Here is a 24,930-nt window from a genome sequence, read left to right as displayed (position 1 = left end):
ATGAGCGCCCCCGCAGCGCCCGCGCCCACCGTACTGGCCGAGACGCCCGGCTGGTGGGAACGCGCCAACAAGGCGACCCTGGCCATGGCCGCAGTCACCGTCCTGCTGTTCGCCGGCTTCGGGATCGGCGCGGACAACTTCCTGAGCTTCGGCAACATCTCCAACCTCGCCACCCAGGTCGCGATCACGCTGATCGTCGCGGTGGCCATGACGTTCGTGATCACCACCGGGCAGATCGACCTGTCGGTCGGCTCGACGGTCGCCTTCGTCGCGGTCGGCACCGCCGAGATGCTGAAGGCCGGCTGGGACTCGTCCCTGGTGATCGTCGCCGCGCTGCTCGCCGGCCTGTTCTGGGGCGCGGTGAACGGCTGGCTGGCGGCCTACCAGAAGATCCCGCCGTTCATCGTCACGCTGGCGACGATGTCGGTGATCCGGGGGCTGGCGCAGCTGTGGACCCAGGGCTTCTCCGTCCCGATCGACCGGCGGCTGTACGTCGCCAGGATCGGCGAGGCGAAGTTCCTCGGCTTCTCCGCGCTGGCCTGGATCGCGCTGGCCGCCGTCGTGATCGGCGCGGTGCTGCTGGCCAGGACGCGGTTCGGCGGCTACGTCAACGGCATCGGCTCGCAGGAGGAGTCGGTGCGCCGGGCCGGGGTGAACACCGACCGGATCAAGATGGTCACGCTGATGCTGGCCGGGCTGGCGGCCGGCGTGGCGGGCCTGCTCACCGCGGCGCGGCTCGGCTCGGGATCGGCCAACTCGGGGCAGGGCTTCGAGCTCACCGTGATCGCCGCGGTGGTGCTCGGCGGCACCGACCTGTTCGGCGGCCGGGGCACGATGACCGGCACCATCATCGGCGCGGTGATCACCGGCGTGATCGCCAACGGGCTGACCCTGCTCGACGTGAGCCCGTTCCTCACCCCGATCGTCACCGGCCTGGTCCTGCTCGCCGCGATCTGGGTCAACCTGCGCGGCCGCTCCCTGGCCGACCTGGCGTCCCACCTGGTCCGCGGGCCATGACGGTGGACGGCGGGACCGGACCGGCCGCAGGGGGAGCGGTCACGGTGACGACGGTGACCGGCCCGGTCTCCAGCGCGGGGCTCGGGCTCACCCTCACCCACGAGCATCTGCGCAACGACCTCAGTGCGGCGGTCACGGCGCCGGACGACCCGTCGCTGGCGTTCCTGCGCGACGCCCGCACCGAACCCGGTCTGGCCTGGCTGCTGCGCGAGCAGCCGTACGCCTGCCTCGACCACTGCCGGCTGGACGACGACGCGGCGATGCTCGGCGACCTGCGCGCGTTCGCGCAGGCCGGCGGTGGCACCGTCGTCGACGTCACCCCGGGCGGCATCGGACGCGACCCGCTCGCGCTGCGCTCGCTCGCCGAGCGCAGCGGGCTGCGGATCGTGATGGGTTCGGGCTGGTACCTGGAGCGCTACCACCCGGCCCACCTGTCCCGGACGGACGAAGCGACCCTGGCCGCCGAACTGGTCGCCGAGTTCGCGGACGGCGCCGGCGGCACCGGCGTCCGGCCCGGCGTGATCGGGGAGATCGGAGTCTCACCGGACTTCACCCCCGACGAGCACACGGCGTTGCGCGCCGCCGCGCGGGCGCAGCGCGAGACGGGCGTCCCGCTGTACGTGCACCTGCCGGGCTGGCAGCGCCGGGCACACGAGGTGCTCGACGTCGTCCTGGGGGAGTACGGCGTCTCGCCCGGCGCCGTCGTGCTGTGCCACATGGACCCGTCCCACGACGACCCGGGCTACCAGAACACCGTCGCCGAGCGCGGCGTCTGGCTGGAGTTCGACATGATCGGGATGCCGTTCAGCTATCCGGGCGAGGGTCAGTCGCCCGCCCCGCACGAGACGGCGCGCGCGATCGCCGGGCTCATCGGGCGCGGGCACGCCGGGCGCCTGCTGCTCAGCCACGACGTGTTCCTCAAGAGCATGCTCACCGCGTACGGAGGCAACGGCTTCCGGTACGTGCCGGAGCTGTTCGTCCGGCGGCTGGTCGGGCTCGGCGTCGCCGCGGACGTGGCGCACGGGCTCCTGCGGGCCAACCCCGCCCGGCTGTTCGAGGACGCCGCGGCCTGACGACGCCGTCCCGGACCAGTACATCCCACCCAGAAGAGAAGAGAAAGGATCACAAGTGAGCCGCGTCCTGATCGCAGGCGAGAGCTGGGTCACCCAGTCCACCCACATCAAGGGGGTGGACTCGTTCACCACCAGTTCCTACGTCGTCGGCGTCGAGCCGCTGCGGCGGGCCCTGGAGAGCCGGGGCCACCAGGTGACGCACCTGCCCGCGCACCTCGTCCCCGCGCAGTTCCCGGCGGACGCGGACGCCCTCGCCGCCTACGACGTGGTCGTGCTCTCCGACATCGGCGCGAACTCCCTGCAACTCGCCCCCGAGGTCTTCGAGCAGGCGGTGCCGGGCGCGGACCGGCTCGGCGCGCTCAGCGCCTGGGTCCGGGACGGCGGCGGCCTCCTGATGGTGGGCGGCTACCTGTCGTTCACCGGCTTCGAGGCCAAGGGCGCGTTCCGCAACACCGTCCTGCACGAGGTGCTGCCCGTCGAACTGCTTCCCGAGGACGACCGCGTAGAGCTTCCCGCGGGGGCGCGTGCGGCGGTGACCGCCGCGGACCACCCGGCCCTGGGCGGCGTCACCGGCGAATGGCCGCTGCTGCTCGGGTACAACCGCGTCCTGCCGAGGCCCGGCACCGAGGTCCTGGCCACCCTCGGCTACGACCCGCTGGTCGCCGTCGCGCGGTACGGGTCGGGGCGCTCGGCCGTGTTCACCTCCGACTGCTCGCCGCACTGGGCGCCCACGCCTTTCTGCGAGGAATGGGACGGCTACGCCCGGGTCTTCGGCGGGCTCGTCGAATGGCTGGCGCGATGAGCCGTTCGCGCCGGCTGCTGGAAGCGTGCGCGGAGCCGATGGGGCGGGCGGTGGCCATGCGGTTCGCCGAGGAGGTCCGCACAGGCGTGATCGGCGACCAGGCATACGCCGACTACCTGGCGATCGAGGCGTCCTTCGTCGAGACGGCGGCACGGCTGCACGGCCTCGCGGTGTGGGACGCACCTGGCCGGCAGGCGATGGAACGCAACTCCCGCGCCGTCCACGCACTGACGACCGAACAGGCCGCCTATTTCGACGCCGCGCAGGCCGCGTGGCCCGTCCGGCCGCGCCCCGACGCGGCGGGGCGGGCGGCGATCCTGTCGGAGTTCGCCCTCGCGAGTGCCCGCGAGGGCGGCTATCCGGCGGTGATGACCGTGCTGTTCGCCGCCGAGAGCCTCTACCTCACCTGGTGCACCCGTGCGTACCGGGAGGGACGCGTCCAGGCGGGCCCGGTCGCCGACTGGGTGGCTTTGCACGCGGACCAGGCGTTTCGCTCGGGCGTGGACGCACTCGCCAGAGAGGTGGACGCACTACCCGCCGACGTCCCGGACGAACTGCTCGCCCGCTGGTTCACGGGGATGCTGGAGGCCGAGATCGCCTTCCACGACGCCGTCTACACCTGACCCACGATCTCCTCCCATGCTGTCGCCGGGTCAGTGATCGATGATGGTCAGGCCCGCGGCGGCGGCTTCGGAGTAGGCGTCGTCGATATGGACGGTCTGGCGTCCGGCCCGCTGGAGCAGGCTGCCGGCGGCGGCGGCCCGGTAGCCGGAGCCGCAGTGCACCCAGATGACTCCGTCGGGTATCTCGTCCAGCCGATGGGCCAGATCGGGCAGCGGGATATGGACGGCGCCGTCGATGTGCCCGTCCGTCCACTCGCCGGCCATGCGTACGTCCAGCACGGCGTCCGGCGGAGGCAGGTGGCCGGGTACGCGGCCGGCTCGGGCGGCGGACAGGTCGGTGAACGTCGCGACGGGTGTGTGCTCCAGCCTGCCGCTGTCGCCTCCGGCCCACTGCTCGGGAGCGCCGGAGGCGGCGGCGGACGGATGGTCGATGCCGATGCGCGCCAGTTCCCGCTGGGCCACGGCGAGCTGTTCGGGACTCTCGCCGAGCAGGGTGAGCGGCGCGCCCCAGGGGGCCAGCCAGCCGAGCCACGTCGACATCGATCCGTCCAGACCGAAGCTCAGGGTTCCGGCCAGATGCCGCTGGGCGAAGGCCTTGCGGGAGCGCAGGTCCACGACCCACTCCCCGGCGGCGATGCGATCGTGCAGTTCGGCGGGATCGGCGGCTCGGGCGGGGGTGAGGTCGATCAGATCGGCACCGGCGCGGTTGCGGACGCCCATATGCGCGTAATAGGCGGGATAGGCGTCGAGCCCGTCCAAGGTCTGGTTGACGAAGTCGCCGGCCCCCAGGCGCAGCGCCGGGTTGGCCCTCCTCTCCCGGCCGATGGTCGAGGACGCGACGTCGGACTGGCTCGCCGAGCAGAAGCTCCCGAAACCGTGCGTGGGCCAGACGTGCGCGCCGTCAGGCAGCAGATCGGCCAGGCGCTCTGCCGAGGCGTGCTGCCGGTGGGCCAGGACGTGGGTGTGCTCGGAACCGACCAGGTCGGTGCGGCCGGTAGTGCCGAACAGCAGGCCCCCGCCGGTGAAGACGCCTTCAGGACCGTCCGGGCCGGAAAGGATGTAGGACAGGTGGTGGAAGGTGTGCCCGGGCGTGGCCACGGCTCGAACGCGGAGCGCATGGGAGACGGTGACCTCGTCGCCGCCGGAGATGCCGGTCCGGCCGAAGTCGACGCCCTCCTCGGCGGCGACCAGGTACGCCGCACCGGTCGCCTTGGCCAAGGCCAGACCGCCTGAGACATAGTCGTTGTGCAGGTGGGTCTCGGCCACATGCGTGATGCGGACGTCCAGTCGCCCGGCCAGGGCCAGGAAACGGTCGATGTCGCGCTGCGGATCGACCACCAGCGCCACCCGCCCGTCGTGGGCCAGGTAGCTGCGATCGCCCAGCGACGAGGTCTCCACCACCTCGACGTGCATCATCTATGGTCACTCCTCATACCCGGGGGTATCGGCGGATCACATTCCGGTCATGTACGTGCCCGCGCGAGAGGCTCGGAGTCGTCGAACCGGATGATGCCGCTGCGCACGGCCACTGCTCCTGGCCTCCGCGTACGGCCGACAGGTGATGGCGTTCAACCGGGCCCGTGGTGGGTCCGCTGCGGGACCGGTCCCTCGCGCAAGGCCGTACCGTGCCGGGTGACCATAGGTATTTCGGCATAAGCGAGGACGGAAATCACTCCGGACGACAAGGAGTTCAACGTGGAGTATGACATCGCGGTTGAAGAGCCGCTGGAACACATGCGGTCGTGGTCTCGTTCGGCCGGGGAGAGGGATTGATGCGCGCGCGCCCGCCGGGCCGCCACGGCCGCAGAGGGCGCCTCTCCCGAATGGCAAGATATGCCCGGCCTCCGTCGAAACACTCCAGGCCGCTCGAACGAGGATCGCTCATCGTCATGAGCGTGGTGACCACCATTGGCGTCGCCTCGATGCTCTGGGCAATGCCGGGCCGCCATGCCGAGGGGCCCCAGGCCACGGCCCGCGTCCCGTCCGCGAAACCCTCCTCCCCGTCCCTGGAGGGGTTGGCCGAACACGCACCGACATCGACACCGACGAGCGCTCCCCCGCTCGCACCCGAGACCCTGCTGCCCACGTGGAGGCCACCTGCCGTGAAGGCACCTGGCCACGGGCAGGTGACGGCGGTCGAACTGACCCGCCCGGCCGACGGCGATCTGATCGATGAAGACCGCGATTTCACGGTCGAGGGTACCGTCCGCAATCTCGGCGACGCCGATCTGCGCATCTTCATCTACGCCGTGGAACGCCGAAGGTTCTACCTGGCCGACTACGGCCCGGAGGACATTGACGAGAACGGCCGCTGGAGCATCCAGTCCACCGGTATCGGCTACGAATTCGGAGACGACGGCGACGCCTACCAGGTGCAGATCGTTCGCGCCGACGACACGTGCCGGGGCCGACTGCGCGGTCTCGAACTCGGCGACGACCATTATCCGGAGTTCTCCGTCCTGCCGGACGGCTGCCAGGTCCGGGCCCAGGTACGCGTCATCGAGGGGGAGAAGTGAGCGGCACAGGGTCATGCGACGAGCGGGCCTGCGCCTGAGGGTCCGTCCGGTGGTCGGGCTCTGTCTTGACCGCCGTCACGTTCAGACCAGGGCCTCGCAGACCCAATGGACCTCGTAGAAGGGACCGGGGTCGGGACGCTGTCTGACGCGGAGCTTGTCGAAGCGCGGGTAGTGCCACTGGCAGGACTCTTGCAGAACGATGGGGTGCAGGTCGCCCCCGGAGTCCTCACACCACCACTTGCGGCCCCCTTCGGTGTACAGGGACGTCTCCTTGTACCCGAGCTCCGCGCAGTAGGGCGACAGGCGGTCCAGACCACCGATCTCGCGCCATTGCTTGGTGGGGCGCGTGACCGTGACCGTGGGCTTCGTGCTGGGCTTGTCGGTGCTCTTGGGTGGGTTGGGCGACCTGCTCGGCGACCTGCTGGGCGACGTGCTGGGTGTCGGCGAACTTGACTGGGGACTCGGTGTGCCGGTCGGCGACGAAGCCGCCACGACCGGCCCGGAGGGCCGGTCGTTGTCTGTACCGCGGCTGAGTGTATAGAACGCCGCGCCCGTCGTCCCCAGCAAGACCAGCGCGGTCACCCCGGCCGCGACACCGGCCATGGCCCACCTCCGGCGCCTTGACGAACGCGGCGGAACCGCCCCCGACGGCCCGCCGGGCGGCGTGCCTTCCGGAGAGGGTGGAGGTACGGCGCCGGACGGGACCGGCGGAGCGGCCTCTGATGGGCTCGGTCCGGGGCGCCACTCGTTGTGGATCAGGTCGATGGCGGTCTCGTCCGGAGCCTGCTCGCCCAGGAGCTGGACGAGCAGGGCCTCGGCGGTCGGCCGCCGAGCCGGGTCTGGGTGGAGGGCGGCCTGGACCATCGGCAGGAGGCCCTGCGGCACGGCCGACAGGTCGTACCTGGCCTGTTGCGCGCGGGCGGCGAGAACGGGCAGCGTCCCGAAGCCGAATGGGTTGCGCCCGCTCGCCGCGTACGCGACGAGCGTTCCCCATGCGAAAACGTCGCCGGCGGTGCTGACCTGTCCCTCGAACGCCTGCTCTGGAGCGACGTATCCGGGGCTGCCGATGACGGCGCCCCGCTGGGTGTGGTGGTCCTCGGAGTCCAGGGCGCGCGCGATGCCGAAGTCGATCACGCGGGGCCCGTCGGCCGCGAGCAGCACGTTGCGCGGCTTGAGGTCGCGGTGCACCAGCCGGACGGCGTGGATCGCGGTCAGGGCGGTCGCCACGCCCACCGCGAGGCTGCGCAGCGCGCCGGGCGGGAAGCGGCCGTGCGCCTTGATGTAGTCGGTGAGAGACGGCCCGTCGATGTACTCGGTGACCATGTAAGGAAGCCCGTCGGCCACGCCGTGGTCGAGCACCCGTGCCGTGCAGAAGGACGCGACACGCCGGGCGCTGGCTATCTCGGCGTCGAACCGCGTGCGGAACGCCGGGTCGCGGGCCAGATCGCGGCGGATCACCTTGACGGCGACCTTTCGCCCGGAGGGAGCCAGCCCAAGGTAGACGACACCCATGCCGCCCTCGCCGAGCCGGTTGAGGAGCCGGTGCGTGCCGACGGACGCGGGGTCGCCTGATTCGAGCGGGCGCACGCTGGCGCCGGCGGCGGACCAGCCCAGAGGGTTCTGCGGGGTCATCAATTCGGTTGTCCTGTGACGGGTGTCAGCGGCGGTCGTGGGGGAGCAAGTCCGCGGTCACCGCGGAACTAAGACGGTCGACGTCGTTCGGCGGGACAGATGGGATGCGAGCGGCCCCACAGGTCCGCCCGCATGCCACTGCTTCGTCAGCCCTTCTTCATCGTCGAGCGCTTAGCCTGCTTGTGCGTGAGGCCCGACTTGCGGAGCTGGATGTAGGAGTACGGATCCTTGCCGGCCTCTTCCACCTCGTCGACCTCCTGGGGCTTGATGTCCGTCCCCTCGATCTGGCCGTACAGCTCCTTGTTCATGGAGACCTCCTTTCATGGGAGATCCCTATTCAGGGATCTTGTTTGTAGGGTCCTTGCGCTCCCGAGTACGGGTTTGGCCTATGAGAAGTTCAACCCCGGCACCGCGCAGGTGCCCGCAGGTGCTGCGCGCCGGGCTGGGGCCCAGGCTGCCCGGGATGGCCGACGTCCGAGGTCAGGACATCGCGTGGCTGACGGTGACCTGCCTGCGGGCCGACTTGTTGACCAGGAGTTTCACCTTGAGTGGATTCCGTTGGAGGGGTTGACGTGCAAGGTGCGGCTCCAGAATCTTGTCTGAGACAAAGAGGTAATCAAGGTGCATGAGTGGCGAGAGCGACTCACGGGGGAGACGGGGAAACACTGATATGGAGATCTCCAGACGACGGGTGATGGCAGGAGGGGCCACCCTCGCTGCGGCAGCGACGGCCTTCCCCGCACTGGACTCCCCGGCGGGAGCGACCACGGCGAACCGGGCGCTCTCCGACCCGTCGCCGCAAGAGATCGCCAACGCCATCGGCACGTGGGACGCGCGCCGCACCACCCCGGGCGGTGAGGAGTTGTGCTTCCTGTCCGCCTCCGACCTGCTCCGCGTCATGCGGTCCAGACGGGCCTCCCCGGTCGAGGTGGCCAAGGCGTACCTGGCGCGGATCGACCGGCTGAACCCCAAGGTGAACGCCGTTGTCTATCGCCACCCCGAGGAATTGGTGCTGGCCCGGGCGCGGGACGCGGAACGACGGTACATGAACGGCACCGCCCGCCCGATGGAGGGACTGCCCTACCTCATCAAGGACCTCTTCGATTTCTGGAAGGACGCCCCGAACACCTTCGGGTCGGTGGTGTTCAAGGAAATGGGCTTCCGCCCGCCGTCCAACTCCATCTACATCCAGCGCGTACTGGACGCGGGGATCAACCCGATGGGCAAGACCAACACTCCGGAATTCGGGCATGAGGGCACCACGGACAATTACGCCTTCGGACCCACCAGCACGCCGTTCGACCTCACCAAGAACGCCGGTGGCAGCAGTGGCGGCAGCGCAGCCGCCGTGGCCGGTTTCCTGACCGCCCTCACCCAGGGCTCGGACGCCGGAGGCAGCGTTCGCATCCCCGCGGCGTTCACCAACACCGTCGGGTTCAAGGCCACCTTCGGGCGCATTCCCCAGGACGCCCCGCCACTGCCGTACAACCCGATGCTGCACCCGGGCCCGATCTGCCGGACGGTGGAGGACGCGGCCCTCAGCATGGAGGTGATGGGCGGATTCCATCCCGGGGACAAGTTCAGCATCCAAGACCGGCCCGCCTACCTGCGGAGCCTTAAGAAACTCAGTGGCAGACTCAACGGTAAGCGCGTCGCGTTCAGCCCGAATCTGGACATCTTTCCGGTCGAGAGCCAGGTGGTGAAGGCCGTCCGGGACGGGGTGGCCGCACTGTCCGCGGCAGGGGCCAAGGTGAGCGAGATTCCGATCGGTATGGACAAGCTGACCGCCACGGATCTGCTGTCGGGGACACACGAACCGGTCACCCAGGCGATGCTCAGCGACCTATGGGTGATGCTGCAGAGCGCACTGTACGGCTTCGCCCGGGACCTGTTCCTGCACTACGGAATTCCCGTGGACCTGATGAAGGAGCCACACGTCGGCAAGCTGAACCCGGAGTTCCGCAGGATGCTCGAGCGTGCTGCGAAGACGAGTGTCATGGAGTACAAGCACGGGGAGTTCCTGGAGATCGCCGTCAATGATGCGGTCGAGGCCGTCTTCGCCCAGGGTTACGACTACATCGTCTGTCCCACGCTTACGACTGTTTCGGTGACCAACACCACCGACGGCAACACGCTGGGCCCCGCCTCGGTCAATGGTGTGCCGACCGAGCGCACCATCGGATGGTGCATGACCTACCCGTTCAATTTCACCGGCCACCCGGTGGTCAGCGTGCCCGCCGGGTTCGCCGGCAAGATGCCCGTCGGAATGCAGATCGTCGGCCGCCGATTCGCGGACGTGGATGTGCTCAACGCCGCAAAGGCCGTTGAGGACCACAGCCCCTGGTACGGCCGGTACCCGAAGGAGTTCTAGCGCGAACTGCCCGCGACCGTCTGATCCCCCGGGTCTGCGGGTTACTTGAGACTCTGGAACCAGTTGAGTGTGTCGGGTACGCCTCGGGTGAGCGAGTCCATGTGCGCCGTGCCGGGGCCGTAGTCGACGAATTGTGGTTCGGCGCCGTGTGCACGCAGGGCCTGCATACAGCTGAGCGTGTTGGTGTGGGCGACCTGTTCGTCTCCGGACCCGGCGAACAGCCGGACCGGGACCCGAGGCCTCCAGTCGCAGGTGCCGTCCGAGGATCGTATGGCCCGCAGCAGCGGCCCGGATGGGTGCAGCAGCCACCTCCGGTACCGGGGTGTGAGCAGTTCGATGGGGGTGTTCGGCAGTTGCGGCATGATCTGGGTGTCCTGGTCCTTGGTGCCGTCGAACAGACCTTCCACGAACTTGTCGTATGGGGACTCGAACACCTTGGACGGGGAGTCATAGAGGTCGTACAGGCGGCCCCAGGACACCGTGATGTAGGCGAGGTAGAACACCGAGGCCTTCGGTGCGAGTGTGGTGCGGCTGGTGAGTGACGCGGGGATCTGCGCGTGCCGCAGGTCGTAGGGGCCGCTGACCGGCGCGAGCGCGCCCAGCCGCAGGTAAGGATCCGCGCCGCGCTGCAACTCGCGGCCCAGGGCCATCGCGGCAGCACCACCCTGGGAGAATCCGGTCACCATGACGCGCCGGTCGAACCGGCTGCCGTGGGCGGCGGCGACCGATCGAGCCGCCCGCAGCATGTCCAAGGAGGCCGACGCCTCGGAGCCGGCGTGCATGTAAGGATGCGGGCCGGGGCCGAGTCCCAGCCCGAGATAGTCAGGGCCGACGCCCGCGTATCCGGCGGCCGCATAGTAGATCGCGGCGGGAACCGCGGTGAGAGCGATCCCGGCACCGACCAGCTTGGCGTGGCGGCCGCGGCCACTACGATCCGTGGGCTTCATGCCGCTGACGCTAGGCCGCGCCCTGCGCCCGCCCCATGGGCTTGAGCACCGGATGCGGGTGTACCTGCCGACACCCTCCCCCCTCGACTTACGCCCCTGGCGCTCGCTCAACTCAGTGACGGTTCGGCGCCACCGTCCGCCCCGCGGAGCCTGCCGCACTTGCCGAAGATCCCCTCCAGCTCTGGTGCTTGGTCAGGTCAGCGTTGGGAGTGGAAGGCGCGGAGGCGCTCGACGACCGGTTGGTAGTTGGGATGTTCGCCTTTGGCGAGCCAGTACTCGGCCAGATCCAAGGCGGTACGGCCTCTCCAGTCCGGGGTGTCGTCCGCGCGCTGGTGCAGGATCTCCTCCACCAGGGCGAGGAGGATGTCGCTATCCACCTCGTGCTCGTAGTACCCGTAGCGGTCGAACAAGGCGTGCAGGGCGCCTTGGGTGCTCGCGCCGGACTCGAGCCGGAATCTCACTTCGTTCACCCGGATCTCCAAGTCCTCCCTTGACTCATAGGGCAGATCCCGCAAGAGCGTGGCGAGGCGGTGTTCCGCGTACTGCATGGTGTGGGCGCCGTGCTCGGTCAGAATGCGGATCGCCTCCTGCGGGTAGGGGCGGGTCCTGATCGCCAGGTCCAGCAGGCGCGTGGCGCGCCGGTTGGGCGCGTTCACCGGCGCTCCCGCTTCGACCAGCATGCGGAGGATTCGCCAGTGGTCGTCGTGTTCGATGTGGTCGGCGATGGGCTCGACGGTCCGGCCGCTGCCGAGGGCGGCGAAGTGCGGGGCGTTGCCGCCCGCGGCCTGCAGGGCCGGGTCGGCCCCGGCGGCGAGCAGTGCCGCCACAACGTCCGGGCGGCGCCGCGCGACCGCATGGTGCAGCGGGGACATGCCGCGGTCATCGAGCGCGTTGACGCTCGCGCCGCCGGCGATGGCGGCTTGGACGGCCGCCGGATCGTTCGCCTCCAGCAGGGAGCGGTCGGCGGGTGAGAGCGCACCGGTCGGACGGAGTTCCAGGACGGCGTATGCCTCATCTTGATGTGGCGAAGAGGCCCTGGTCAGAAACACGAAGCCGGCCGCCGCAAAGCGCCGGGGAGCGGCACCCAGGTAGGGATCATTCCAATGGTCCTCGGTCAGCACGTCCATGAGCGCGATGCGGCTGAGCGCGATCAGCGCGAATATCCGCCGTTCCCGCGCCTGGATCTCGCCCAGCACGGGAAAGTCGTCCTCCGCATCGGCGTGCTCGGCCAGGAGGTCCTCGATCACGCCGGTGTCGAAGGGGCCTGCGGCCGCGTGCACCAGCAGATCAAGGGCCCCGTACACGGAGGAGGCCTCGCCGAGCACACGGACACCGGCCAGGTCCTCGTCCTCCTCACCGGCTTCCTCCTGATCCCCCTCCGGGTCGTACATGACCGCGGCGTAGCGCCCGCCGCAGAGTTCGGGGCGCAGCCGTCCCGAATCGGCTTCGGCCAGGCAGCACAGCAGCTCGTCAAGGTCCATGATCGTGGAGTCTGCACCAAGCCGGTCCACCCCGATACCGGTGCACGACTGGCCCCAACGCGTCAAAATGAGGAAGCCCAGGTCGGCGTTTGTGGCCTGACCTGGGCTTGTGTGGTGGGCGATACTGGGATTGAACCAGTGGCCTCTACCGTGTCGGCAATTGTGAGTGCTCCCGCCGCTGACCGTTCCGGGCGGGAGCAGCGGGAGCACGCCTGGGGGAGCGGCGGTGCACGTCACCCGCCGTGCTGCCATGCTTCCGACTCAACCGACGATAAATGCGACGGAATGCGAAACACCTACAGCCCGCCACGGTCAATCAATCAAGAAATAGCGCATCAGCGTTAGTGGCCAGCGTTCTAGGTGATGTCTTCGGGCGTGAGTGTGGCGAGTTGTTCGGTGGTGAGTTCGGTGCCTGTGTTGGCGAGTTGTTCGGTGCGGCGTGCGTGTGCGGTGACGGCGGCGCGGAAGAGTTTGTCGACTTCGCGTCCGTTGCCGACCCGGAACTCGTCGCGGTTGGCCTCCAGATAGGTGGCCAGGGCCTGTTGGGTGGGTTCGGGGACGCGGTAGTCGGCGGCCTTGGCCTTGCCCAGGAAGATCGAGACCAGGCCCTCAACCGGGTAGGGCTGGAAGTTCAGGGTGCGGGCGAACCGGGAGGCAAGGCCGGGGTTGGTGGCCAGGAACCCCTCCATCTCGGCGGTGTATCCGGCCGCGATGACGATGATCTCGTCGCGGTGGTCCTCCATCAGCTTGACCAGGGTGTCGATGGCCTCCTGCCCGAAGTCGTTGCCCGTTGCGGCTTGGCGGGACAGGGTGTAGGCCTCGTCGATGAACAGCACCCCGCCGCGGGCCCGCTCGAACACATCCGCGGTCTTTTGCGCGGTGTGCCCGATGTACTGCCCGACCAGATCCACCCGTGCCGCCTCGACGACCTGCCCCTGGGCCAGCACGCCCAGCGCGGTGAGCAGTTCGCCGTACAGCCGGGCGACCGTCCTGCACCTCGCAGTCCCGCAGGGTGAGATGGGCGCCCCCCGACGCCCGTACGGCGAGGTCGTTCTTGGTCGTGAACTCGCACTGCTCCGCCAGGACGGTGCCTTCCGCGACCTCCAGAGCCAAGCCGTCGTCACTCCAGTTCCGGACGATGAGCCCCTGAAGCACCACCTGACCGGTGACCTCGATCGTGGCGACGGTACGGCCGTCCAGCGTGACCGAACCCGGCCCCTCCACGGCCGTCAGGACGAAGTCACCCGAACTCTTGAACCCCGTGTTCGGGTACGAGCCCGGCTCGATCAGGATGTGCCGCCCGGGCGGTGAAGGCGGCAGCGGCGCCAACAGCGCCTCCAGCACCGTCCGATACGCCCCGGGGGAGGTCAGTGACACGACCAGACGATGCAACGAGCCTCCTCAGACATCACCGCAATGGTGCCATGAGGAGGCCCGTTCCCGATTTTCAATGGCCTCCTCGCGGCGCGGCAAGGAGCACTGCGGGCCCGCGCCGACCAGCACCCTGGTCCATACGGCTGCAGAACCTGGCGCTTGGAGAGAACGACGTCGCGGCCGGATCGATTGCGCAGGCCAGCTATAGCTTTCACTCTCCCCAGCGATGGATGTCCCCCAGGATCCGTGCCCTGGACGTTCGGCTGTGACTGAGCACTTCAGTTGGCGGGTGAGCGCTTGAGTTGGCCGCCGGCATGCCGGACCGGCGGCTCGCTGCGCCGAAACGGGGTAGGCGTCACAGTCACCGGTTGTGGTGAGACGAGATGCGAACACGGTGTTGTTGTCCGCCCCCTATCGGAGGTCGGTTCATCAGGAGGTCGACCGGGTGCCTCAACCGGTGACAACATCCGTGCCCCTCTGCCGCCTAGCGCGCTGATGTGGCAACTGTCGTGCCTGGCGGAGACGAGGCCGCAGGTTGGAGCCTGGCGTTGGTGACGCCTATTGCATCGGCTCACTGGCAGCATGGCGGGCATGGACACAAATACCGTCGAAAGGTGGGTCGCGGGGTACGAGCGGGCGTGGCGCACGCCCGGCACCGAGCCGCTCGCCGAGTTGTTCTCGCCGGACGTGTCGTACCTGCCGTCGCCGTGGGCACACCCGATCGTGGGCCTGTCCCGGCTCGGCCCGTGGTGGGACGCCGAGCGCGACGGCCCCGACGAGCCGTTCACGATCATGAGCGAGGTCGTGGCCGTCGAAGGCGACACGGCGGTGGTGCGGATCGAGGTCGACTACCTGGGCGACGACCCGGCGCGCTGGCGCGACCTATGGATCCTGCGTTTCGACACCGACGGCCGCTGCGTCGGGTTCGAGGAGTGGCCGTTCACCCCAGACCAGCCCGACGGGCACTAGCCGCAACCGACCTGCACTGGATCCCGCTCCCCGGCGGGCCGGCCCGACGTGGCGGCAGTTCCGCACCGCGCAGCTCACGCGCATCGACACGCCGCGGTTTCTGATTCACGATCGCGATCCGGGCCGCGGCCGAACCCCATCGACCTATGCTGCATCCGCCGACAACGTCTCATCACAGGCTTGATCAGCGAATATCACCACGCCGCATAGCCACAGGTCAGACCACGTGACTCAATATTCGAGCGCCACACGGTGCCGCAGCACCGTGTGGAACGCTTGGTCGTAGTTTTCGGCGACGCCCACACGTCACTCGCCGACTGGGTCTCCGGGGCCGAGGGCTTCGGCGAACGCCTCGGCCGGACGGACCACGACGTAGCGTTCGGCCTCACCGTCGCCGGTAGGAAGCGGGATCAGGGTGGCCGATCCGATGGAGAGGTCGAACCTCAGGTAGACGTCGGCGGCGCCGAACAGACCGGGAAACCCGTTCGCCACAGCGATCGCCACACCCGCACCAGCGCGCTCGGCGGCGTGCTCGCCGAGCGCGGAGACGCGGATGACCGCCTCTTCCCTTTCCGAGTGGGTGAGCAGAGGACGCAGCCGGGTGCAGAACTCCGTGGGATCCATGATCGTCGGCCAGATCGCGGCGTCGTCGGGCGCCGGGCCGCCGTCGAAGCCGGACCGGTCGCTGACGAACGGTAGAACGATGTCTGAGAGGAGCCTGTCCTCCCAGCGGGCGACGGCCGTGTCCCGCGCGTCCGTGAGCCGATCAAGGTGCGCCCGCCATCGGCTGGACGATGCCGGGCACCCCGGCGTGTAGCCGCCGTCGCAGACGCACCAGAGCGATATCCCGAACCGTCCGGGCTGCGGACGGGCCAGCGCCTCCAGCACCGCGGACAGCGGTGTGCGCGCGCCGAGCCGCCGGGCCTCCCGCCGCGAGCCGCGGCGCAGCGTCATCATCAGCGGACGCGCCGTCCCCCAGATTCCGAGAAGCAGGTAGCCGAGGAGCAGGAGTTCTCCGGCGAGGACCAGGACGGTCAACGCAACGGCGGACGTCCCACCCGTCAGCAGAGCCGCCGAGGGGCGCGGGGCCTCCGCGCATCCCCAGCGACTCCCGAGCCAGAGCAGGACGGGCGCAACGGTCAGGGCGCCCGCGGGCCAGGCCCACCGGTTCGGCGACGTGACGGCATGCGGCAGGAGTATGCAAGTCAGCAGCACGCCAGGAGCCAAGAGCTGCGCGACGGCAAGCACCCCGGAGAGCGGGCCGCCGCCGCGCCGTTCGCCTGTCCGGTGTCGCCGGACGTGCTCGTCGAGCGCGTGGCCGCTCTCGGTGACCACCCTCTCCTCCGGGGTTCCGGTGGCCAGCAGAACCTGGAGGTGACGGCGCGAAACGTCCGTGAAGACCTCGCGGAGCGATGCCGGGTCCGCGGCGAGGTGCCAGAGCAGGTCCGGTCGCCTGATCGTTCGCCGGAGCAGGCCGACCGCCAGGCTCGTGGCACCGCCCCGCGACCCGGCCACCCCCACGTCGCCCCGCGAATCGGGCGTAGGCACGTCGTTCACGCCAGTGCGGCGACCATGACGAGGCCGATGGCGTTCGTCATCATGCCGACCGCGGAAACGACCGAGTAGCCGAACCACTTGCGTGAGACGTACACGGCCGCGTCCTGGCTCGCGACCCAGGCGACGAGCCCGATCGAGCACACGGCGACGACGGTGAGGAACCCGAGGGGGAACATCGGGTCGACGCCCTGGGAGAGCGAGAAGACCGCGCCGACGATCGGCAGCAGCGCGGCGGAGGCGATCTGCACGAAGTCGGCGGCGTACTCGACGTAGTCCTCGATCGCCGGCTCGGCGAGGTAGTACGGGGTGTCCGCGGGGTCGGTGGGCGAACGGGTGCGCACCCGGCTCTCCGCGATCTGGCCGACGAGGATGCGCTTGGCCTGGAGGGCGAGGTACGGCGAGGTCAGGTAGAGCAGGATGGCCGCCGCGAAGGGCATCATCAGGCCGAACGTCTCCATGGTTCAGCCGGTCGTGTCCACCTGGAGGTGCAGGGAGGTGCGGCACTCGCCGGAGTGCCCGATGGGAGAGCAGGACACGTCGACCCTGATCGACTCGTCCGAGGCCGAGCCGACGCAGGAGAGGGCGGTCTCCCTGGCGCGCTCACCGGCCCGTCCGCTGGGGCGCCGGACCGCGACCCGGATCGTCTCCTGCCAGTGGATGTCCCCGGACGCGTACTTGAGCCCGGACGTCTCACAGGTCGCCGACACGTCGACCGAGAAGCGGAAGAGGGTTCGGTTGCGCACGACGACCCTGTGCCGGGCCTGCTGCGCCGAGTTCACCGTGCAGTTCCCGGCATCCGACTCGACGGCGGACTCGACCGTCAGCCCTCCGGGCAGCGACGTTCCGCGGTCGTAGCACTTGCGGTCACGGGCGCCCATCGCCGCCTCCTTCCACCGATCTCGACGCAGGGGCGGTCAGCAGCATGTCAAGCCTGTCGAGCAGCCGGTTCTCGCCGACGTCGAGCGTGGCGCCGACCACCTGGCGGGTACCCGTCCGGATGATCAGCGATGCGACGAGGGTGAGGGGCAGGCGCTCGGCGGCGATGCCGAGGAAGCCGACCCGAGGACCGTCCTCGCGGGGGAAGCTCTGGTAGGCGATGCTCTTGTCGTCGAAGTCGATACGGAAGAACTCGCACGAGCTGTCGAAGGCGGGAGGATGGGCGCGGATGAGTGAGGCGATCAGCCCCGGGCTGATGCCGCCCGTCTCGCCGTCCACACAGATGCTGGCTTCTCCCACGTCACCCGCTCCGACCAGCTCCAGAGCCAGTGCCCCGGCGGCGCTGGGACTGAGCGCGGTGGTCCAGTTGAGGATCTGCCCGTCGTCGGCGCGGTCGAAGAGGAGGCGCTCGGTCTCGTCGAAGCTGAACACCGTGACCTCGCCGTCGTCGTGGTACTCCACCGACTCCGCGGGCGGCCGAATCTCGCGGGGCTCGGCCGCCCGCCCCGGCCGCCGGGACCAGTCTGGCGCCGGGGGATCGAAAAGCGGGAGCGGAAGAGGGCCGGGTGCGACCCGGGGAAGGCCGGCCGTGTCCGAACCCCGATGCTCACGTACCGGACGGGTGGCGGGGTCCCTCGGCGACGGGTCGTAAGACCCCGGTGACTCGGACTCGGGTTCAGCGGACCTCCAGGAGCCGGTCTCGGGGAGAAGCGGGCGCGGAGAATACGTCGCCTCCGTCCCGCCCGCCGGCGGCCTGCGGTCCTCGACGATCTGCGCGGCCAACTTCGGTACCGCGCCACGGAGTGCGTGAGCGAGTTTCGCCCTCAGTTCCTCGTTCTCCTGGGTCAGGCGGTCGAGTTCGGCCGCGACCACGTCGAGGAATGCGTCGACCTCCTCCTCGTCGTATCCGGGCCTGAGGCGGGTGGTGCTGAACCGCATGTTCAGGACGTCCGCCGATGTGAGCGGCATGGGCGGCTCCAACGGTCTCCAGGTGTTCCCTGCCCCCACATCCTGCCCGCTGACTTGGGCGGACGATGAAGGTTGGCCGTGGTGGGCCATGTGCTGCTCGGGGACCGCCGCGCTGCGGGCGGACGCCGCCGCTGATGCGCCGCGTAGTGATGATTGAACCAGTGGCCTCTACCGTGTGTTGCTTCCCGCTCCGGGCGGGAGTAACGGGGGCACATATGGGGGAGCGGTGGTTCGTGCCTTTCGAAGGTGGTCGGCGTTTCGGTAGACGCGCGGGTCTGTGGTGACAGGATCAGTGCTCTCGCGGAACATGCGTGCTTGGTCCCGCACGTTGAACAGGTCGCGCCCTCGGATCACTTGATTCCGAAGACGTGGGTGATGTGCGGGGTGTCGATGAGGGTGTGCGGCACCAATGCGTGGTAGGCCCAGACATGCACCCAGGCATTTCCGGTGCGAAGGGTCAGGTTCGTCTTCACCATTCCTGGCGGCACGTACAGCAGAAGCAGGAAGATGAGGGAGAGCAGTGTGTCACGGGGTGAGGAGAAGACCATCCAGGCGTCCCAGAAATGCATTGCCGCGTAGGTGAGCCCCCCCAGAACGGTGGTCGTCGCGACCGAGCCGGTCAGGCGCAGGTAACGCGGCACCAGGATGCAGTAGATGAAGACCATCGCCGGCAATACCGCTCCCGCGAGGAAGAGCACGAATGTGAGCGGCGCGCCGAACAGCAACTGTGAGCCGGTCATGTCGACGATCGCCGGTCGCAGCGCGGTGAACTGCACCGCCGACTCGACCAGGAGCACGACGCCGATCAGTTTTGCGTCTGCGCGCCGGTCGGTGGAGGTCAGGTTCAGGGCCGTGGCGGAGTAGCGGCGGCGGAAGTACACAAGGGGCACGGTCGCGTAGACCAGCAGGTTGTAGCAGGCCCAGGTGACGGCCTCGGCCGGTGTCACGTGCTCGTGCGTTCCGACGACCGATCCGGCGAGGTGGAACCCGAAGGGGTGCCAGCCGAACGTGCGGGCCAGGAGGTGGCCGCCGAGGAGCCCGGCCGCGCCGTAGGCCAGCAGGAGGAGCGTCTCGCGCGTCGCTCGGGCGCGGTCGGCCGGGGCGCGTTCGGCGAGGTCGGGGATGGCGCGCCGACGGGTCAGCGCGTAGGCGAGCGCGATGATCAGCAGGGCCTCCAACGCCCGCGCGGCGAACTCGACGAGTTGCCCGGCGACTGCCGTGCCCGGCCAGTCGAACGGGAGAGTACCGCCGCCCACCGCTAGGACAACGACGTTGGCGAGCAGCCAGCCGAGGAGAGTGAGCTGGACGGCGCGTTCGCGCATGGGCCGCACGACGGGGCGGCGGGCGTTCCGGAGCGATGGTCGTCGTGTCACCGGCATGGCTTCCTCCACCGAGTGGTAATAGTACGGCTGTGCTAGTAAGAGTCGGATAGTAACACGACTGTGCTATAAAAGGTCCATGCCGAGAGTCGTGGACCCTGTGGAGCGGCGGCGCGAGCTGGCCGAGGCCGTCTGGCGGGTGATACTGCGGGATGGGCTGGAGCGGGCGTCGGTGCGGAACGTGGCGCGCGAGGCCGGCCTGTCGATGGGGTCGTTGCGGCACTACTTCGGCACGCAGGACGAGCTGCTCGCCTTCGCGCTCGGCATGGTGATCGAGCGGATCGAGAGCCGCATCGCCGCGCTCGCCCCGCAGGCCGACCCGCGTCGGCGCGCCGAGCTGGTGCTGGCCGAACTGCTGCCGATGGACGCCGAGCGCCGGGCGGAGAACGAGGTCTGGCTCGCCTTCACCGCCCGCGCCCTGGTGGACCCGGATCTGCGCGCTCTGCGCGAACGGGGCCGCGCCCAGCTCCGGGCGGGATGTCTGCGGCTCGTCGAAGACCTTCTCGGCCCGGAGGCCGCCCGCGAGGACGTCGATCTGGAGACCGAGAGGCTGCACGCATTGCTCGACGGGCTCGCCGTCCACGCCTCCACGCGCCCCGATCTGTACGGCCCGGAGCTCATGACCGCCGTGATGTCACGCCACCTCGATCGCCTTACCTGATCGGCGACTCGGCGACTCGGCGACTCGGCGGCCGCCGGCCGCCGGCCGCAATGGCCATTCATCTGCCGCCGAGCCGTTGCACGGAGTGATTGACGCTCGGCGAACGGCCTCGGTACCGAGCGCCGGACGGTGCTGGAGTCCTCTACCGCGTCAAGCCGCGACCTCCGAGGTACTAGGGGCCATCGCCGTGAGTCTCCAGGAGGAGCTGAAGGTGGGTGAAGAGGCGCTGGTGGGGGTCGTTGAAGTCCAGACCGGATAGGGACGCCGCACGCTTCAGCCTGTGGCGGAGGGTGTTGGGGTGGACGCGGAGGCGGAGGGCGGCCGTCCGGACGTCGCCCAGGTGGTCCAGGTAGGCGAGGAGGGAGGGGACCAGGTCGGAGCGGTGGTCGGCGTCGTGGGCCACCAATGCGGTGACGCGGGGATCGCGGAGGCGGGGGCTGTGTTCCAGGAGGGCCAGGGTCTCACTGATCAGGACCTTGGCGCGGACGTCGGCGATGGTGGCGACGCCCAGGGTCTCGTCGTGGGCCATGACGTCGAGAACGCGGTCGGCCTCGGTCTTGGATTCGCCGATGTCGGCAAGGGTCGTCACGACGGATCCGATGGCGGCGCGGACGGTGAGGGCCAGGCTCTTGCCGGCGGCCGCGACCACTTCCTGAGCCAGGCCGAGGGCGGTCGCGCCGGCGGAGTGATCCGGGAGGTCGGGCAGGAGGACGTACACGCGCTTGCCGATGGTGGTGGCCAGCGCGCTGCGGCGGTAGGCGGCGGCATGCACGGAGATCAGGTTGGTGAGCGCCGCGCTGCGCAGCTCACGGGACGGCTGGTCGGGCGGGTCGGACGGGCTGAAGGCGGCGATCGCGGCGGGCCGGTTCGGGCTGGCGCCGATATTGCTCGCCAGGGAGTCGGTGTCGATCCGATTCTCCAGCGCGCCGGTCAGGAGGTTCTCCTGGAGGCGCAGGCCGGGGGTGGTACCGGTGCGGCGGCGGACGAGATGGAGCGCGGCGACGCGCGCGGCTCCGAGGAGGGCCGATTCGGAGCGTTCGGTGAGCTTGTTCTTGCCCTCCTGGACCCAGATGGTGCCCATGAGTTCCGCGTCGGCGCGCACGCCGATCGCCAGGCGGCGGCGGATGCCCAGTTCGGGGCGTTCGTCGACACGGACCACATCGTCGCCGGCGGCGAGGCGCTCGAAGACGCCCCATTCGCGCAGGAGGGCCAGGAAGTCGGCGGGGCCCTGCCAGCCGAGGATCGAGAGGCGGCGCAGCTCGTCGGCCTCGTCGTCCGAGCGGGAGTAGGCCAGCACCCGGCTGGTGCTGTCCTCGATGCTGACGATGCCGCCGGTGAGCGCGGCGACCGTCTGGGCGAGGGCGAAGAGGTCGCCTGCCTCCTCGGCCTCGGGCATGCGCCTGGCGTCCGCCACGACGCTTCTGGCCAGGGCGTCGAGTTGGTCCCACCGGGCGTCGGCCCGGACGCCGAGGACGGCGATGCCGGTGTCGTCGGCGGCGTCGCGGAGGCCGTCGAGGTCGTCCCCGGCCGTCACCTTGACCGCGGCGGCCGAGGCTCCGCGGAGGGCGGCGTCTCGGATGAGGCGGATCGCCGCCCGGCCCCGGGCGCCGATGATCAGCACGAGACGGCCGTCGTAGGACGCCGGTTCGTCGTCAGGGTCGAGGATCACTATGTCGCTCACCTCGACGTCCAGCCCGCCCGGCGCGGCGAGCAGCTCGGCGAGGGGCTCGCCCAGGGCGATCAGGAGCTGACGCAGTCCGACGCCGTTCCGGTCCATGGATTGTCCGATCGAACAATGAGGGCCGTCCAACAGTGGCCGGCTCAACGACCCACGGTGGGACCACCATTCCTAGGGTTTCACCCCAACAGTATGTGACTGCAATGGAGCACCTCGTGGATGTGGTGACCGAGGTTCCGGTACCTGCCAACGAGCTCGTCAGGGATTACGCCCCGGGCAGCGCCGATCGCCACCAGCTTGAGATGGAGCCGACGAGGCCGGCCAAGCCGCCCGCCGAGCCGGCGTCGACGATCGGCGGCGGGTAGCGGATGGGCCGCAGCGTCCAGGTCGATGTTGTGCAACCGCACAAGCACCGGGTGGTGCTGGGCGGCGCCACCGTGGTGGACGTGCGCCCGGCCGACCTGCTGGCGGGGCCGTGGCGCGAGACGTTGAACGCTGCTTCGAGCCACGCGCCGCCCGATTTGTGGACGGCCACGTCCACGCGCTGCTCGCCGGGCGGCTTCGTCCACGACGTCCGGGAGCGGGCCCGCGAGGACGCCCGCGTCCATGTCCCCTGAGAGACCCGCCCCAAATCATCTGGGAGAGTCATGGCCACAACAACGCGCAAGCCCGGGACCAGCTCGTCATTCTTCCGGCGAAAGCCGATCGACCAGATCGAGGAGCCGGAGTCCGGCGGGACGGGGCTGAGGCGCGAGCTCGGCCTGCGCCAGCTCACCGCCATCGGCGTCGGCGGCATCATCGGCGCGGGGATCTTCTCGCTGGCCGGGGCGGTCGCGAACGGGAAGGCGGGGCCCGCGGTCCTGCTGTCGTTCATCATCGCCGGCATCGCCAGCGCGGCGGCGGCGTTCTCCTACGCGGAGTTCGCCGGGCTGATCCCGAAGGCGGGTTCCGCGTACACCTACGGCTACGCGGTGCTGGGCGAGCCGATCGGCTGGGCGATCGGCTGGGACCTGCTGCTGGAGTACACCGCGATCGTGGCCGTCGTGGCCATCGGCATATCCGGCTACTTCAACGATCTGCTCGGATACCTCGACATCGGGCTCCCCGCCTGGATGATGGGCGCGCCCGGGACCGAACCCGCGGGCGTGGCGGCCGGCAGCTACAAGGTGAACCTGTTCGCCATGCTGCTGTGCCTGCTCGTCGCCTACGTCCTCAACCTGGGGATGCGGAACGCCGCGCGGTTCGAGACGGCGCTGGTCTACCTCAAGGTCGCGGTCGTGGCCCTGGTGATCGTGGTGGGTGCCTTCCACATCAAGACCGGTAACTACGAGCCCTTCTTCCCGTTCGGGGTGACCGGCGCCTTCTCGGGTGCCGCGACGGTCTTCTTCGCGGTTTTCGGCTACGACGCGATGAGCACCGCCGCCGAGGAGTCGAAGGACGCGCAGAAGCACATGCCGAAGGCGATCATGTACTCGCTGGCCATCTCGATGGTCCTGTACGTAGTGGCCTGTCTGGTCCTCACCGGGATGGTGAACTACAAGGACATCAACGCGGAGAGTGCGTTCTCCAGCGCGTTCGAGTCGGTCGGGCTGGAGGCCGTCGGGGCGGTGATCGCGGTCGGCGCGATCCTCGGCATCATGACCGTCCTGTTCACCTTCCTGATGGGCGCGTCCCGGGTCGGCTACTCGATGAGCCGAGACGGCCTGCTTCCCCCGTGGTTCTCCAAGACCCACGCGAAGCGGCAGGTGCCCACCCGCATGACCTGGGTGCTGGGCATCGCGTCGGCCGGTATCGCCGGGTTCCTGCCGATCGCCGAGGCGGCCGAGCTCACCAACATCGGCATCCTGCTGGCGTTCGCGCTGGTCTGCGTCGCGGTGATCGTACTGCGCTACCGCCGCCCCGACCTGCCGCGCAGCTTCCGCTGCCCGGGGATGCCGGTCGTGCCGATCGTCGGAATCGTCTTCTCCCTCTGGCTGATCACCTTCCTCGACCCGATGACCTGGGTGCGCTTCGGCGTCTGGTTCGCCCTCGGGGCGATGGTCTACTTCGCCTACGGCCGCCGCAAGTCGGTGCTCGCCGGCCGGCCGGTATCCACCGAGGACGATGCCCCTGAAGGGCCGAGCCGGGACCACTAGGTGTACTGACCTTCAACGCCGTCAACGCGGATTCGGCCGCGACCCGGCCCAGGCGCCGGGTCGCGACAGGCCGATCCCCGCCCCTCGCCTTCAGCGATCCGCTCCCGCAGGGGGCAGGTAGTAGAGGCGCTCCACACGATGAGGCACCGGCTTCTTGTGAACGGAACCCGGTGGACAAGCCTGCGGCGTCGCTATTCAGCTGCCTGTGAGGGTGGTATCAGGGAGTGCCGAGCTCACGCGCCAGCTCGTCGAGGACCGGCTTGTGGCATTGACGACCATGCCGATGGCATCCTTGCGTCGCATTACCGGTTCCGGGAGAATCCCGCATACCTGCAGTGGATCTCCATGGAAACTGCCGAGAGTTCAAGTTGGTCCCATCGTGACGGTTCCCCTCGGTAGGGGGTACGCCGCCCGCGCGGCGCATGAGTTCGGTGCCGGCTGGCCGAACTCAGAACCTTCGTGTGCTGGAGGGCCGCTTCGTTCTCGAGCGGGTGTCCGACGTCCGCGCAGTCGCCCCCGAATCCGGCCTGCTCGCGCTCGTGCTCGGTCCGGACGGAGGCGCGGCGATGCGGCGCGACGACGCGGCCGAGGACGGCTGGGCAGGGCTGTGGAACGGCGATGACGCGCACGACCCGGAAGTGACGGGGATGCTCAGCGCCATCGTCGCGCCGCTCGCCGCCGGCGAGCTCCCGGTCTGGACCGCCGCGAGCCACGACGGAGACCTCGTGCTCGTCCCGGCCGGCCAGAGGAAGCCGTCGGCGTGCTTCGCCGGGTCGGCCACCAGGTGGCCGTATGACTGAGTTGAGACTG

23 protein-coding genes and 1 pseudogene are annotated in these 24,930 nt (G+C 69.6%); 12 read left to right on the top strand and 12 right to left on the bottom strand.

Going from position 1 to position 24,930, the window contains the following annotated elements:
* Genes ACQPZP_RS27435 through ACQPZP_RS27420 form a run of 4 tightly spaced genes read left to right on the top strand, consistent with a single transcriptional unit; the run spans position 1 to position 3,515 of the window.
* Positions 1-1,017 carry an ABC transporter permease gene (locus ACQPZP_RS27435; protein ID WP_433472600.1) on the top strand — a complete coding sequence of 339 codons (1,017 nt, stop codon included), beginning with the start codon at positions 1-3 and terminating at the stop codon, positions 1,015-1,017.
* Between the two features lie 44 nt (positions 1,018-1,061).
* On the top strand, positions 1,062-2,090 hold the full coding sequence (locus ACQPZP_RS27430) for a phosphotriesterase family protein (RefSeq protein ID WP_433472599.1): 1,029 nt from the start codon (positions 1,062-1,064) through the stop codon (positions 2,088-2,090).
* 55 nt (positions 2,091-2,145) lie between these two features.
* Entirely contained in the window at positions 2,146-2,892 is a 747-nt protein-coding gene (locus ACQPZP_RS27425; protein ID WP_433472598.1) for a glutamine amidotransferase, read from the top strand.
* A complete protein-coding gene (locus ACQPZP_RS27420) occupies positions 2,889-3,515 on the top strand; it encodes a TenA family protein (protein WP_433472597.1) in 627 nt (208 codons plus the stop codon). Before ACQPZP_RS27425 ends, ACQPZP_RS27420 begins: the two co-directional genes overlap by 4 nt.
* Before the next feature lie 30 nt (positions 3,516-3,545).
* On the opposite strand, the gene ACQPZP_RS27415 is transcribed toward ACQPZP_RS27420, so the two are convergent.
* A complete protein-coding gene (locus ACQPZP_RS27415) occupies positions 3,546-4,931 on the bottom strand; it encodes a rhodanese-like domain-containing protein (protein WP_433472596.1) in 1,386 nt (461 codons plus the stop codon).
* Between the two features lie 473 nt (positions 4,932-5,404).
* Here ACQPZP_RS27415 and ACQPZP_RS27410 point away from each other — a divergent pair, with 473 nt between their 5' ends.
* The gene (locus ACQPZP_RS27410) at positions 5,405-6,031 is read left to right on the top strand and encodes a hypothetical protein (protein ID WP_433472595.1); all 627 of its coding nucleotides are present in this window, start codon (positions 5,405-5,407) and stop codon (positions 6,029-6,031) included.
* An 81-nt stretch (positions 6,032-6,112) separates the two neighbouring features.
* Here ACQPZP_RS27410 and ACQPZP_RS27405 read toward each other — a convergent pair whose 3' ends face one another.
* Both ACQPZP_RS27405 and ACQPZP_RS27400 read right to left on the bottom strand, forming a co-directional pair.
* Positions 6,113-7,663: a serine/threonine-protein kinase gene (locus ACQPZP_RS27405; protein WP_433472594.1), complete on the bottom strand. Its 1,551-nt coding sequence runs from the start codon at positions 7,661-7,663 to the stop codon at positions 6,113-6,115.
* A 146-nt stretch (positions 7,664-7,809) separates the two neighbouring features.
* Positions 7,810-7,971, bottom strand: a complete 162-nt coding sequence (locus ACQPZP_RS27400; RefSeq protein ID WP_433472593.1) for a hypothetical protein — start codon at positions 7,969-7,971, stop codon at positions 7,810-7,812.
* Positions 7,972-8,591: 620 nt separating this feature from the next.
* On the opposite strand from ACQPZP_RS27400, the gene ACQPZP_RS27395 reads away from it, so the two are divergent.
* Positions 8,592-10,034 carry an amidase gene (locus ACQPZP_RS27395; protein ID WP_433472592.1) on the top strand — a complete coding sequence of 481 codons (1,443 nt, stop codon included), beginning with the start codon at positions 8,592-8,594 and terminating at the stop codon, positions 10,032-10,034.
* A gap of 41 nt (positions 10,035-10,075) precedes the next feature.
* Here the strand turns inward: ACQPZP_RS27395 and ACQPZP_RS27390 are convergent, their stop codons facing one another.
* The 3 genes and pseudogenes from ACQPZP_RS27390 to ACQPZP_RS27380 all read right to left on the bottom strand — a co-directional run.
* Positions 10,076-10,981: a hypothetical protein gene (locus ACQPZP_RS27390; RefSeq protein ID WP_433472591.1), complete on the bottom strand. Its 906-nt coding sequence runs from the start codon at positions 10,979-10,981 to the stop codon at positions 10,076-10,078.
* Between the two features lie 197 nt (positions 10,982-11,178).
* On the bottom strand, positions 11,179-12,462 hold the full coding sequence (locus ACQPZP_RS27385; RefSeq protein WP_433472590.1) for an ankyrin repeat domain-containing protein: 1,284 nt from the start codon (positions 12,460-12,462) through the stop codon (positions 11,179-11,181).
* Positions 12,463-12,818: 356 nt separating this feature from the next.
* Positions 12,819-13,475: pseudogene (locus ACQPZP_RS27380) on the bottom strand (AAA family ATPase); the annotation flags it as partial.
* A 952-nt stretch (positions 13,476-14,427) separates the two neighbouring features.
* On the opposite strand from ACQPZP_RS27380, the gene ACQPZP_RS27375 reads away from it, so the two are divergent.
* Entirely contained in the window at positions 14,428-14,805 is a 378-nt protein-coding gene (locus ACQPZP_RS27375; protein ID WP_433472589.1) for a nuclear transport factor 2 family protein, read from the top strand.
* Positions 14,806-15,111: 306 nt separating this feature from the next.
* On the opposite strand, the gene ACQPZP_RS27370 is transcribed toward ACQPZP_RS27375, so the two are convergent.
* The 5 genes from ACQPZP_RS27370 to ACQPZP_RS27350 form a co-directional block, all read right to left on the bottom strand.
* Positions 15,112-16,353 carry a hypothetical protein gene (locus ACQPZP_RS27370; RefSeq protein WP_433472588.1) on the bottom strand — a complete coding sequence of 414 codons (1,242 nt, stop codon included), beginning with the start codon at positions 16,351-16,353 and terminating at the stop codon, positions 15,112-15,114.
* 5 nt (positions 16,354-16,358) lie between these two features.
* Positions 16,359-16,820, bottom strand: a complete 462-nt coding sequence (locus ACQPZP_RS27365) for a hypothetical protein (RefSeq protein WP_433472587.1) — start codon at positions 16,818-16,820, stop codon at positions 16,359-16,361.
* A 3-nt stretch (positions 16,821-16,823) separates the two neighbouring features.
* Positions 16,824-17,240: a hypothetical protein gene (locus ACQPZP_RS27360; protein ID WP_433472586.1), complete on the bottom strand. Its 417-nt coding sequence runs from the start codon at positions 17,238-17,240 to the stop codon at positions 16,824-16,826.
* Positions 17,227-18,267 carry a DivIVA domain-containing protein gene (locus tag ACQPZP_RS27355; protein ID WP_433472585.1) on the bottom strand — a complete coding sequence of 347 codons (1,041 nt, stop codon included), beginning with the start codon at positions 18,265-18,267 and terminating at the stop codon, positions 17,227-17,229. The genes ACQPZP_RS27360 and ACQPZP_RS27355 overlap by 14 nt, the downstream gene beginning before the upstream one ends.
* A gap of 350 nt (positions 18,268-18,617) precedes the next feature.
* Entirely contained in the window at positions 18,618-19,646 is a 1,029-nt protein-coding gene (locus tag ACQPZP_RS27350) for a hypothetical protein (protein ID WP_433472584.1), read from the bottom strand.
* Between the two features lie 79 nt (positions 19,647-19,725).
* On the opposite strand from ACQPZP_RS27350, the gene ACQPZP_RS27345 reads away from it, so the two are divergent.
* The gene (locus ACQPZP_RS27345) at positions 19,726-20,307 is read left to right on the top strand and encodes a TetR/AcrR family transcriptional regulator (protein WP_433472583.1); all 582 of its coding nucleotides are present in this window, start codon (positions 19,726-19,728) and stop codon (positions 20,305-20,307) included.
* A gap of 172 nt (positions 20,308-20,479) precedes the next feature.
* On the opposite strand, the gene ACQPZP_RS27340 is transcribed toward ACQPZP_RS27345, so the two are convergent.
* Entirely contained in the window at positions 20,480-22,084 is a 1,605-nt protein-coding gene (locus ACQPZP_RS27340; RefSeq protein WP_433472582.1) for a PucR family transcriptional regulator, read from the bottom strand.
* Between the two features lie 116 nt (positions 22,085-22,200).
* Here ACQPZP_RS27340 and ACQPZP_RS27335 point away from each other — a divergent pair, with 116 nt between their 5' ends.
* The 4 genes from ACQPZP_RS27335 to ACQPZP_RS27320 all read left to right on the top strand — a co-directional run bounded on the left by ACQPZP_RS27335 (position 22,201) and on the right by ACQPZP_RS27320 (position 24,920).
* Complete coding sequence (locus tag ACQPZP_RS27335) at positions 22,201-22,350, top strand: hypothetical protein (RefSeq protein WP_433472581.1); 150 nt, start codon at positions 22,201-22,203, stop codon at positions 22,348-22,350.
* A 30-nt stretch (positions 22,351-22,380) separates the two neighbouring features.
* Positions 22,381-22,602, top strand: a complete 222-nt coding sequence (locus ACQPZP_RS27330; RefSeq protein ID WP_433472580.1) for a hypothetical protein — start codon at positions 22,381-22,383, stop codon at positions 22,600-22,602.
* Positions 22,603-22,632: 30 nt separating this feature from the next.
* Positions 22,633-24,120, top strand: a complete 1,488-nt coding sequence (locus tag ACQPZP_RS27325; RefSeq protein ID WP_433472579.1) for an amino acid permease — start codon at positions 22,633-22,635, stop codon at positions 24,118-24,120.
* A gap of 491 nt (positions 24,121-24,611) precedes the next feature.
* Positions 24,612-24,920: a hypothetical protein gene (locus tag ACQPZP_RS27320; RefSeq protein WP_433472578.1), complete on the top strand. Its 309-nt coding sequence runs from the start codon at positions 24,612-24,614 to the stop codon at positions 24,918-24,920.
* Positions 24,921-24,930 lie beyond the last annotated feature (10 nt).

The organism is Spirillospora sp. CA-142024 (assembly GCF_050942325.1).
In the GTDB taxonomy this organism is placed as follows: domain Bacteria; phylum Actinomycetota; class Actinomycetes; order Streptosporangiales; family Streptosporangiaceae; genus Spirillospora.
Note: the sequence above shows the minus strand (reverse complement) of the source record. Positions and strands in the feature narration are given on the sequence as shown.